Source organism: Sulfolobales archaeon (genome assembly GCA_038881635.1).
Classification (GTDB): domain Archaea; phylum Thermoproteota; class Thermoprotei_A; order Sulfolobales; family AG1; genus WYEN01.
Map to the genome: position 1 here is coordinate 1 of JAVZPJ010000008.1, position 12122 is coordinate 12122.

9 protein-coding genes are annotated in these 12122 nt (G+C 40.5%); 6 read left to right on the forward strand and 3 right to left on the reverse strand.

Translation table 11 applies throughout. The annotated features are described in order from the left end of the window. Positions 1–182: 182 nt before the first annotated feature. The 4 genes from leuS to QXS89_05855 all read left to right on the forward strand — a co-directional run bounded on the left by leuS (position 183) and on the right by QXS89_05855 (position 7290). A complete protein-coding gene (leuS, locus tag QXS89_05840) occupies positions 183–3098 on the forward strand; it encodes a leucine--tRNA ligase (GenBank protein ID MEM3831697.1) in 2916 nt (971 codons plus the stop codon). Positions 3099–3140: 42 nt separating this feature from the next. Next, a complete protein-coding gene (locus QXS89_05845; protein MEM3831698.1) occupies positions 3141–4325 on the forward strand; it encodes an aminotransferase class V-fold PLP-dependent enzyme in 1185 nt (394 codons plus the stop codon). Positions 4326–4344: 19 nt separating this feature from the next. Further along, complete coding sequence (locus QXS89_05850) at positions 4345–5328, forward strand: thiamine-phosphate kinase (protein MEM3831699.1); 984 nt, start codon at positions 4345–4347, stop codon at positions 5326–5328. Positions 5329–5469: 141 nt separating this feature from the next. Continuing rightward, on the forward strand, positions 5470–7290 hold the full coding sequence (locus QXS89_05855) for a radical SAM protein (GenBank protein MEM3831700.1): 1821 nt from the start codon (positions 5470–5472) through the stop codon (positions 7288–7290). Here the strand turns inward: QXS89_05855 and QXS89_05860 are convergent. From QXS89_05860 to map, 3 genes are all read right to left on the reverse strand, one after another. Continuing rightward, a complete protein-coding gene (locus tag QXS89_05860) occupies positions 7287–7640 on the reverse strand; it encodes a hypothetical protein (protein MEM3831701.1) in 354 nt (117 codons plus the stop codon). The two genes, QXS89_05855 and QXS89_05860, sit on opposite strands and share 4 nt — an antisense overlap. After that, positions 7641–8771, reverse strand: a complete 1131-nt coding sequence (locus tag QXS89_05865; GenBank protein ID MEM3831702.1) for a DUF1512 domain-containing protein — start codon at positions 8769–8771, stop codon at positions 7641–7643. It lies immediately after the preceding gene. A gap of 70 nt (positions 8772–8841) precedes the next feature. Beyond that, complete coding sequence (gene map / locus QXS89_05870) at positions 8842–9780, reverse strand: type II methionyl aminopeptidase (GenBank protein MEM3831703.1); 939 nt, start codon at positions 9778–9780, stop codon at positions 8842–8844. 52 nt (positions 9781–9832) lie between these two features. On the opposite strand from map, the gene QXS89_05875 reads away from it, so the two are divergent. Both QXS89_05875 and QXS89_05880 read left to right on the forward strand, forming a co-directional pair. Then, positions 9833–10885 (forward strand): dipeptidase, encoded by a 1053-nt coding sequence (locus QXS89_05875; protein MEM3831704.1) that lies wholly within the window; start codon positions 9833–9835, stop codon positions 10883–10885. A 248-nt stretch (positions 10886–11133) separates the two neighbouring features. Continuing rightward, entirely contained in the window at positions 11134–12081 is a 948-nt protein-coding gene (locus QXS89_05880) for a DNA methyltransferase (GenBank protein ID MEM3831705.1), read from the forward strand. The last annotated feature ends 41 nt before the right edge of the window (positions 12082–12122 follow it).

Here is a 12122-nt window from a genome sequence, read left to right on the forward strand (position 1 = left end):
GAGATTCTATCTAGAGATCTAGAAATCCTATGCCCGAAGTCTGGCATGAGCAGCCTTAGAAGGCTGAAGACTTTAGAAATAATCTCTCCGCCCGTGTAAGGTATTAAGATATTTAAGTTCATTATATCTACTTTATCTGGTGGGTTTAATTCTCTGCTCAGGAGAAGATTTTAGAAGATATAGTGAGATGGCTTAATAACATAGCTTTTAAATGGCAGAGAGAATGGGATGCTAATAAGATCTATGAAGAGGATCCGAGGGCTGACATGCCTAAGTTCTTTATAACTGCTGCATTCCCATATCCTAATTCTCCTACTCATATTGGTAATGCCAGATCCTTTCTCCTAGCTGATGTGATTGCTAGGTATATGAGAGCTAGAGGTTATAACTCTCTCTATCCCATGGGTTTTCACTACACGGGTACTCCTATACTCACCATGGCTGAATCTATTGCTAAAAACGATTCGGAGCTTATAGAGCTTTTCAGAGAATTCTATGAAGTTCCTGAGAATGAGATCAGTAGAATGAAGGATCCTCTCGAGCTAGCAAGATACTTCCATAGAGTATCTAGAGAGAGTATGAGAATGCTCGGACTTGGAATCGATTGGAGAAGAGAGTTCACAACAGTAGACCCCGAGTTTCAGAGCTTCATAAGATGGCAGTTCAGAAGATTATATGAGAAGAACTATGTATCTAGAGGAACATACCCTGTAGGCTGGTGTCCTCTCCATCAAATGCCTGTAGGAGGTCATGACACTAAAGATGATAAGGATCCTGAGATCGAAGAATTCACACTAGTATTCTTCAGAGATTCTAGAGGTAGAATACTTCCCACAGCAACACTAAGACCTGAGACAGTCTTCGCAGTAACAAACCTCTGGGTTAATCCTGATACGGAGTATGCAGAAGTACTTGTAGAAGGAGCTCTATGGATTATCTCGAGAAAAGCTTATGAGAAACTTATATATCAAAAAGATTCTATAGAGATCCTGAGAAGCTTCAAAGGATCAGAACTCGAAGGTTTAGAGGTTATCAATCCAGTCACAGGAGAACATGTGTACGTGATACCAGCGTCATTCGTGGATCCAGGCTTTGGAACAGGAGTTGTAATGAGCGTTCCATCTCACTCGCCTGATGATTATATCGCTTACATGGAGAGTATGAGAATTGAGAGATATAGAGAGTATCTAGAGAGATCTCCCAAGCCTAGGAAGATAATAGATCTGCCAGGAGTAAGAGATCTCCCCGCTAAATGGATTGTTGAGAGACTAGGTATAAGAAGTAGCAGAGAGAGGGAAGCTCTAGAGAAAGCTACCAGAGAACTTTACAATCTCGAATTCACCTCAGGAGTTATGCACATGGATCTCGATAGATACATATTATCAGGGGAAGAAGATCTGATTAGATCTGTGAAGAACTTGATTGTGGGAAGAAAAGTTTCAGAAGCTAGAGAAAATATATCAAAGATTCTTAGAGAAAGAGGTAGAGGAGATATAATATATGAATTGATCAATGCACCGGTATACTGTAGATGTGGTACTGAAATAGTTGTTAAAGTTTTAAAAGATCAGTGGTTTATAAGATATTCAGATCCTGCCTGGAAGAGAGATGGTTTGAAAGCTCTAGATAGAATGGAGATTATCCCAGAAGAGATGAAGAACCACATGAGAGAACTTATAGAAGGTCTCAGAGAAAAGCCTTGCGCCAGAACAAGAGGTCTGGGAACACCTCTTCCATGGGATCCCTCGTGGATTATAGAGAGTTTAAGCGATTCAACTATATATATGGCGTTCTACACCGTGATCCATAGAATCAGAAGTCTTAAGATAGATCCAGGATCTCTTGATGACGAGTTCTGGTCCTATATAATGCTGGGAGAAGGAGATCCTAGTAGGATTGCGTCTAGAATTAGAGTAGGGTTAGAAGATCTAGAGAGTTTAAGAAGAGAATTTCTATACTGGTATCCTCTTGATGTGAGAGTTGCTGGAAGAGATCTAGCTAATAATCATCTACTCTTCTTCATAATGAATCACACAGCTATATTCCCAGAAGATCTATGGCCTAAGAAGATACTAGTCCATGGATGGGTTTTGAGAGAAGGAGAGAAGATGAGTAAGAGTAGGAGGAATATAACTCCTCTCTTCAAAGCCATCAGGGATAAGAGTTCAGATGTTGTTAGACTTACTCTCGCAATATCTTCAGAGGTTGATCAGGATCTAGATTTCAGAGATTCCACCGCAGACTCCATAGCTTTCCACCTGAAGAAGCTCTATGACATGATATATGCTGTGAGAAGTAAGAGGTTTAAAGATGAACCTGATGAGAGAGAGCTTTTCATAGCTGCTAGAATTGCTAGAAGAATTTTAAAAGCTGATGAGGCTCTGAGAAGATTTAGAATTAGAGAAGCTGGTAATATCCTCTTCTTTGAGATATTCAACGACTTCTCAGAGATTCTCTCGAGAGAAAGTATTTGGAGAGGTTTTAAAGATATTATTAGAGAGTGGATTAAACTTCTCTCAGTATACACACCACACCTAGCTGAGGAGATATGGAGGAATGTACTTGGCGAGAGTAGTTTTGTTGTTAGAGAGATCGTAGATCTCGAGAAGATTAAAGGTTTTACAGATGTTGTTAGAGAACTTGAAGAGGAGTATCTAAAAAGTGTTATAGAAGATCTGAGAGAGATAATCTCTTTAACAGGTATCAAGCCTTCTAGAATAATCCTCTACACTAGCGGAGGAGAGGATTATCAGCTTCTGAGAGAAGCTCTTGAATCTTCTATGAGAAGAGAGGGGTTGAGAGAGTTCATAGGAAGAAATATCATGAGAGTTGATGAGAGTAGTAGAAGAACTTATGCTGAGAAGCTTAGAAAAATATTCGAGCAGGCTACTAAGATCTCTGCAGAGTTTAGAGAGCTAGTAGCTCTAGTAGATTCATTCGATGAAAGAACTCTAGCCAGCAGACTTAGTTCTAGAATTAAAGAGCTCTATCCAGATGCTGATGTTAAGATATACTACTATAGAGATCCCGAGGCTCCGGATCCAGGAGGTAAAAAGAATCAAGCACTTCCTCTGAAACCTTCTATATACATCCAGTAGAACTTTTTAATACCTCCTAGCCGAAGTTTATCTGGTGCTATCTTGAGTTCTAATGCTAGATCTAGGATAGGAATCGTTTTAGAAGGCTATGTATACCTAGACAACGCAGGAGCAGGTCCTCTACCTCTAGATACTCTCCAGAGAATCAAAGAATTCGCGGAGAAATGGTTTAGATCTGGAGAACCTTGGGTTGAAGGTCTTGAATCTATTGAGAGATCTAAGAGACTCTTCGCAGAACTTATAAAAGCATCTCCCGAGGAGATAGCAGCTGTGCCAGGTCTTACATACGGTCTGAATTCTGTTCTCTCATCTCTTAGAATCAACAGATCTAAAGATATCGTTGTCGCCGATGGAAACTTCCCTACATCAGTCTACACAGCTCATGCCATGAGAAGAGCTGGTCTTGTTAGAAATGTTATTATCGCGAGAGTCTTGGGAAGCAGAGATGTGGAGGAGAAGATCGAGAAGCTTATAAATGATGATGTTGGGCTGGTTCTAATAGATCATGTTTCATGGATAAATGGCTATAGACTTGATCTTAGGAGGATTGCTGAGAAAGCACATTATCATGGAGCTTTGGTGATTGTAGACGGCTTCCACTCGGCAGGGATCATACCTGTTGATGTGAGGAGATATGATGTAGACTTCTACCTGACAGGATCCTATAAATGGCTTATGAGTATTCATGGAGCAGGTTTTGTGTATGCTAGGAGAGATGTTATAGAGGATCTTAATCCAGGTTTTTCAGGATGGTTCGGAGTTGAGGATTCTCCAATAGCCAGACTTAAGATCTATGGTGAGAAAATGTTTGAAAAACCATATGATATAGAGGATCTAAGACCTGCTAGAGATGCGTCTAAGCTTGAATGGGGCACGGGATCTCTCATATCTTTTGCAGCGTTAGAGGCTTCTCTAAGATTTCTACTAGAGTATAAAGCTCCTGAGTATTTTGAAAGTCATGTGAGAAAGATTCTTAGAAGACTTTATGATGAGCTTAACGAGATCAATTGCGATATCGTGACCTCTGATGAAATACCCTCAGGAATTCTAGTATTCAGATCAAGAGATCCTTATGATATCGCTGATAAGCTTTCTAAGAACAGGATAATAGTTTCTGCAAGACCTGGTATTATAAGAGTTTCAGCACACTTCTATAATACTAGAGAAGAGATAGAGCTACTGGCTGACAGGATCAAGACGTTGAAAGCTTGTGAAAAACCTGGTTAGAGATATAAGGTGTTTTTCAATGAGACTCGGTGATATTGGTGAGAAAGGTTTTATTAAAAATATTATCGAGAGTTTTAAAAAGATCTGGGTTTGGGGTCCTCTAGAACCCGGTGATGATGCTGTTGCAATACCATATGTCGGAGGATATCTTATACTTAAGATAGATGGTTTTTCAGCGTATAACTCCAAGTATCCTTGGAATACATGGAGAGACTTCGGGTGGAAGGCTGCTACAGCTTGTGTTAGTGATATCGTATCTAAGGGTGGGAGACCTTCAGCTTATATGGTTTCTCTAGGTCTCAAACCTGATATGAGTATTGATGAAGGACTTGATATAATGAGAGGTGTTGCCGAGGCTGTGGAAGTCTATGGAGGTTATCTGGCGGGAGGTGATACGAATTCTGCTGAGAAGGATATCTGGATCGATGTAGCATGCATAGGATTCACACCTGTTGATCCTGTGAGAAGAGGTGGGATGCCAGGTGATCATATAGTGATCACAGGAGGCTACGGGTTGCAAGCTCTCGCATACAGATATTATCTTAAGTATCTTAGAAACGAGGTAGAGCTAAGAGATATTCCCGAGAGCATTATAAGAGCTACATCAAGACCTAGAGCTAGAATTGAAGCTCATGAGATTATTATCAGATTTAGAGATTGTATTAGAGGCTGTGTAGATGTTTCAGACTCGCTAGCTGAATCTCTCTATCTAATGTCTGAAGCTTCAGGTCATGTTATAGAGCTCTCTGAGATACCCGTAGATCCTGAGGCTCTCGAGATCTCGAGAAGACTAGGATTAGACCCTATCGAGCAAGCTCTATACGGTGGCGAGGAGTTTGAACTAGTAATCTCCGCAGATCCATCGTGTTCTTCAGATCTTGTAAAAGAATTGAGAAGATCTGGAGTTTCTGCAGAGATCTATGGGATCGTATCTGAGAAGAGAGGTTTAGAAGTTTATCATAAGAAGAAGATTATTGAGAGGAGAGGGTTCCAGCATTTCTAGCATTGATTCCTAAGATCTCTTAAAAAGATCCATGATATCATTAGAAGAAGTCTTAATACATATAAAAACCTCTACACATTATATATAGGAGATACTTATAAGACTTTCAGAATAACATTTTCTCCGATGGGTGTTGAAAGAATGCTTAAATCACCTGAGCTGGAAGACAGCTCAAGAAGCCCGGGCATTCCCGCAACAAGAATCCTTCCAGCGCCAGGGTCTTATGATGAGGCTACGAAGACTGTTAAAATTGCCGGGAGAAGTATAAGAGTTGGAGGTCCTCTTCCTAGAATAGATCCTGAGAATGAGAAGATAGTGAGAGTCACCCAAAGCATATGCCCGTACTGTCAGAGACTTCTACCCGCCATCATCTATGAGAAAGGTGAGAAGATATATATCAGAAAAACATGTCCAGAACATGGAACCATAGACGAGCTCTACTTCGGAGATTCAAAGCTTTACTATAGATTCCTCTCCATGGCTCGAGAAGGGAGAGGATCTAGATACGCTTATGTAGAGCTCTCAGCACCGTGCCCCTATAATTGTGGTCTATGCCCTATGCATAAGAGTCACTCGGCGCTTACTAATCTTGTTGTCACTAACAGATGTGATCTAGATTGCTGGTACTGCTTCTTCTTTGCTGAGAGAAGTGGTTTCGTGTACGAGCCTACACTAGATCAGATAAAATACATGGTTTCACAGCTTATGAAGCAGGGTGTGCCTATTGTGATCCAGATTACCGGTGGAGAACCTACTCTCAGAGAAGATCTTCCGGAGATAATAAAGCTTCTCAGAGAAATGGGTATAACACATCTCCAGCTTAATACTCACGGGATTAAATTCGCAAGATTATACTGGGAGGATCCTGAGAAAGCTGTGGCTTATGCTAAGACTCTTAGAGAGAACGGTGTTAACACCATATATATGAGCTTCGACGGTGTCACTCCAAATACTAATCCTAAGAACCACTTTGAAGTTCCATTCACTTTCGAGGTATTCAGAAAAGCTGGGATGACTAGCGTAGTGCTGGTGCCAGTTCTAATAAGAACTGTTAACGATCATGAGGTTGGAGATATAATAAGATTCGCTGCAATGAACATGGATATCGTGAGATCTGTGAACTTCCAGCCTGTAAGTCTTACAGGTATGATGAAGAGATTTGAAAGAGAGAAGTATAGAATTACAATAGCCGATGCTATAATGAGAATAGAAGAGCAGACTGATGGAGAGATCGATAGAAATCAATGGTATCCAATACCAGCATGCATACCTATATCAGAATTCATAGAAGCATTATCTAAATCATTTAAGTTCGAGCTTACAACACATCCACACTGTGGTGCCGGCACCTACGTTTATGTTGATAGAAGAGGTAGTTCTAATCCTTATGACTTCAGATTCATACCTCTGGGTAAGATGGTTGATATAGAAGGATTCCTAGAATATCTAAGAGATAAGAGTGAGGATCTGAAGAGCGGAGGTAGTAGAGCTGTTGTAGGAGCTAAGATACTTCTCAGCATGATAACAAGATATATTGAGTGGAAACATGTGCCTGGAGATCTTAAGAAGCTGCTTCCAAAACTTCTGCTAGATATATTCACGAAGCAGAGTTATGAAGCTTTAGGAGAGTTCCACTATAAATTCCTCTTCCTGGGAATGATGCACTTCATGGATCAGTATAATTATGATGTTCAGAGAGTTATGAGATGTGATATACACTATACATCACCTGATGGAAGGATTATACCATTCTGCGCGTTCAATGTACTCCCAGATCTCTACAGAGATCATGTTATGAAGAAGTATTCAATGAGCTTCGAGGAATATGAGAAGCTCTACGGTCCTGGAAGAGTTGGTGAGAAGGTTAAGTATAGAAGAAGTAGAGAGTTGATTGAGAAGATTAGAAATAGCGAGATATATAGGAAGCATTACGAATACTTCCTCAAGAAACACAGAGTCTAAGTCTTAGATCCAGCTTCAGCGCTCTGCAACTCGCTTCTCAGTTTTTTCTCTTCTCTCCGCTCTCTATCCTCGGGATATACTGCGTAGATTCCTTTCACATACATGGGAGAACCACATTTAGGACATTTCCTCTCTTCAAAGATTCTTCCCACATAATCTCCTGGCACGAATTCTCTTGTCTCACTATAATCTTCTTTCACGCATGAGAGCTCTGTGTATACCTTTGGTTTTGATGTTTTCTTCTCTTCACCAGATCTCAGCAGGTTTGGTAGTATCATTGCTATCAGCATTATAATTATAAGAATCATCAGTATAGTTCCTGTATCGATTTGCAATAATACCAGATTCATTCATACCACACCCACGGTATTCCCAACACCTACTACTATCACCACGCCACCTGGAGGAACCTTTGTTCTTATGATCTCTTTAACTCTCTCAGCAGCTTTCTTAACACCTTCATATATTTCCTTACTCATCTCCGTGATAGCCTCTCTAGAGCTCATCTTAATGATAACAGCATCAAGAGGAATATTATATTTTGCAGTAACTCTCTCCATAGAGATCTTCTCAGGACCTGGATCTCCTATAGCAGCACCAACTCCTTCTGCAACTTCTCCTGATTCTTCGCCTTCAAACTTCAGAGCTGCATCAACTGTGATCACTCTTGAAATCTTACCCTCAAGTCTTTCTATTAATATTCTCAGAGCTTCTCCAGGTCTTCCCACAGTTCCTCCAGGTCCCTCAGCTTTTATCAGGTATAGCTTTCTATTCTCAAAATCTACCTCGCTATAGACTGTCTCCTCCTCGATGGGTTTTCTCTCAGCATGTGGTGCTAGCATTGACACCACCATAGGGCCTGCGGAATCTCCTACGGGTATTCCTTTTGAGAAAGGTTCTACAGCGTTTTTGAAAGCTTCTAACTCTTTCAATATTACTGGCAGAACCATTGCTAGCTGCATTAGAAGTATCCAGTTGTTGTGTTTTCTGCTGAAGAGATATAGATGTCTTATATATCTGTAGTAGAGGTCTAAAACCCAGTTTATCTCTAGAAGTACTGCGAGGTTCATCTTCTTAGCTCTATCTACATTATCCGGAAGCACCTGATCAACATAGCTTCTGATCTTGTTATCTCTAACTCTTATGAGATGAGAAAGTCTTTTTATAATATCAGTAGGCTCTATAGAGACGGGTTCTATTAGGAAGAAGTTTCCTATGAAGTTATCAACTATCTTTCTAGGCTCTCGAACTCCTAGGTTTGAGAGATACTTCTCAGAAGCACTTCTAGCTTCTTGAGCCATTTTACTTAGTGTTGCAAGTTTGATTCTAATGAATCTATCATATCTCATAATTCTCGATCTATCAAGTAGGTCTGTGAATAGAAGAAGAATCCAGAACAATGTTACAATAATCCACGCTATAGTAGTCCAATCAGAAGATCCTGTAGGACTTCCAGGGATCTGGAGTATCTTTAGGCTCATCCTCTGAAACCATATAAATAACTACTAGAAGCTATTTATAAAGAATTGCCTTTAGAACCTGCGAAACAAGTCACATAGTTCTAAAACTAGAACCCTCTCTCGTAGTCACTATAACCTGACCCTCGAATATAACTATAGTATCCTCAGCCTGAGCAACCTGAGATCCTGGGATGTCTAGCAGTACCGGGTATCCGTGGAGGATTCTTCTACTGTAGAGCTCTCTCAGAATACCATCGGGATCCGGGTGAACATCTTTAATCCATCTTCCGCAGAATGGGAGTTTCGAGAATCTTCTCTCTACAATGCTTAGAATCTCTCTACTTCTCTCATCAAGAGATCCTTTCAAGCTTCTGAGGCTGTATATGGTTACCACTTTCCTATCCTCGGAAACCATTCCAGAACCTGTTGTGAGAAAGGGTTCTATAGCGTATGCACTTCCATTGGTAAACTTCCAGAAGACGAGAGGATCTGAGAAGTTGGGAACGTTATAACCTGCATGAAGATTATATCTCTCCATCTTATGTCCACTGAGATTCTTCACAACTTTAAATCCATGGCTTCTGGCTGTTGCTTCTATTATTCTTCCCACCTCTCTCGCAGGTACTCCTACTGATATTCTCTCTATAGCTCTTTCTAGAGTGTCTTCAACTGCTCTGACAAGTCTCTCGAATCTTCCATCTAGATCCACGCTTCTAGCCATGTCAGCTATGTAGCCGTCTACGTGAACTCCTAGATCTATTTTTACAACACCTGATTCAGGTATCTTCTTAGGATCTCTGATAACTGGTGTGTAGTGAGCTGCTTCATTAGCTATAGATATGTTGACGGGAAATGCTGGTCTTCCTCCAAGCTCTGTTATTCTGCTCTCGATCTTCTCAGCTATCTCATAGATCAATTTTCCCGGTCTTATCATTGAGATAGCTTCTCTCATCACACTACTCGCTATGCTACCAGCTTTAAGGTATTTCTTAACCTCTTCCTCGCTCGAGTTAGAACACCTTATACATATAAAGGAATAGAAGGATAAATGCTTCTAAAAGAGAATCTATCTAGGGTCTTGATTGAGAGATCCCGGGTATCCGATAGCAGATCTTCATGAAGACATAGCATATTTTCTTCAGAGAGGAGATAGAGATCTCGTGAGAGATTTTGATAGAGACATACCTGGGAGGCATGGTGATATCCCAAAATACATGAGAGGTGGTGTGAAACTGATCTTCTCAGCCTTATTTCCAGCTCTTGAAACATGGGATCCCAGGCTTGGAGAGATCTCTGGAAAACTCTATGGGGAGAGAGCTTCTCCCAGGTCTAATATTTTCACAGGATTAGATAATCTGTTTGAACAGCTGAAGATATACTACAGGCTTTCGGAGGAGTATAGAAGATATATTGAGATAGTGTATGAGGGTAGAGATCTAGAGTTCTTTGATAGGGATGATAAGATCAGATTTCTAATATCTCTCGAGGGAGCAGATCCTCTGGCAAATCCGGATGATCTAGAGATAGTATTCAGATTAGGAGTGAGAGCTCTCGGGATCACATGGAACTACGATAACAAGTATGGAGCATCATGCACTTCTAATAAGGATTACGGACTTACAGAAGCTGGAGAAAGACTTGTCTCTCTAGCGAACAAGCTCGGAGTTGTCATAGATGTATCTCATTCGAGTAGGAGAACAGCTTTAGATGTTCTGAGCATATCTAAGCAGCCTGTGATAGCTTCTCACTCTAATTATCATGGGCGGAAGCCTCATAGAAGGAATATAGATGATGAGATTATAGAGGGTATTAAGAGAAGTGGTGGTGTAATAGGTTTCACACTGATAAGATCTACTATTGGTGGTAGTGAGAGTATAGATGATCTGATTCTCCATATTTTAGATGTGTGGCAGAGATTCGGTTCAGATGTTATAGCTATAGGATCAGATCTCTTCGGTATAGAAACAACCCCTGAAGGTATTAGAGATGCGGGAGATCTAAGAGTTATAATAGATAAGCTTGCCGAGAAAGGTTTTGGTGATAATGATCTTAGGAAGATCTCGCATGAGAATGTTCTAAGAATCCTCAGAAGCGTATCAAGCAGATGGAGTATGAAGAGCTCAGCTTCAACCTAGATCTATAGGTTAGCTTCCCCGGTTAATCATATATCATAGCTTTCAGGATCGCTTGCTCTAGAGAGTAATGTGAAGAATTATAAGATCCTGTAAAGAGATGAGGCATTTCTTAGATGGTTAAAACATTATGAAGAACAGGAGCACCAATGCCAGCAAGTTTTTGCTCTCATGATCTCTCTTTTCGTATAATAGGTTGTCCATAGTATTAGTAGTGGGATGGTATTAGAGATAGAGATCTGGTGTTTTAATTGCGTGAGGTTGGTTATGAAGAGTATCTAGGGTACATCTCTAAGCATAGCTCTGTGGTTGTAGATGATCAGGAGATTATGCTAAGACCTATCACTGTTAAGAGGTTTAAGCCTTCTGAGAAGGAGCTTACAGATATTTCTACAACTGTGTGGAGCTTTCCCTCTAGAGGTTCTTGGGCTACTCATAGAGGTGATTATAGGGGTAACTGGGCTCCTCAAATACCTAGAGCTCTTATAGAGATGTATACAAGACCTGGAGAAATTGTTTTAGATCCTATGATAGGTTCCGGAACCACATGTGTTGAAGCTAGGATTCTCGGGAGGAATTGTATTGGGGTGGATATAAGCTATGATGCTGTGATCCTGTCACTTCACAGACTCTACTGGTTGGAGGAGAGTGCTAGGAGGTGGGAGGGTTCGGAAGAACCTGAGGAGGTGGAGAATATTAAGAAGACTTGGTCCAGGATCTATCATGGTGATGCTAGAAACCTTTCTCTTCTAGAAGATGATTCAATAGACCTGATATTAATGCATCCTCCATACTGGAATATTATTAGGTATACTTCTAAAAACGAGGTTGAAGGAGATCTATCGAGATCTAGATCTTTAGAAAACTATCTAGAACTTATGAGTGAGATCGCTAGAGAACTCTATAGAAGATTGAAGAGAGGAGGCTATCTAGGAGTTCTCATAGGAGATACAAGGATTCGAGAGCACTATGTACCTGTATCTCACTATGTGCTTCAAGTATTTCTAAGAGCAGGATTCCTGCTGAAGGAGGAGGTGATAAAGATACAGCATAAGATGAAAACAACGAGAGAGGTGTGGAGTAGATTGAAAGATAGAAGATTTCTTCTCATATATCATGAGAAACTCTTTATACTCAGAAAACCGCTTGAAGAAGAGGATGTTAAAAGACATAGGTATAGTGGAAGGATCTCATTCTAGGATTATCATTACTCATAGAGATCTCATTATTTTGCCAGCGA

Coding starts and splice junctions, on each gene's coding strand:
- QXS89_05850 (MEM3831699.1), top strand. CDS start 4,345: ATGAGACTCGGTGATATTGGTGAGAAAGGTTTTATTAAAAATATTATC.
- QXS89_05855 (MEM3831700.1), top strand. CDS start 5,470: ATGCTTAAATCACCTGAGCTGGAAGACAGCTCAAGAAGCCCGGGCATT.
- QXS89_05860 (MEM3831701.1), bottom strand. CDS start 7,640: ATGAATCTGGTATTATTGCAAATCGATACAGGAACTATACTGATGATT.
- QXS89_05865 (MEM3831702.1), bottom strand. CDS start 8,771: ATGAGCCTAAAGATACTCCAGATCCCTGGAAGTCCTACAGGATCTTCT.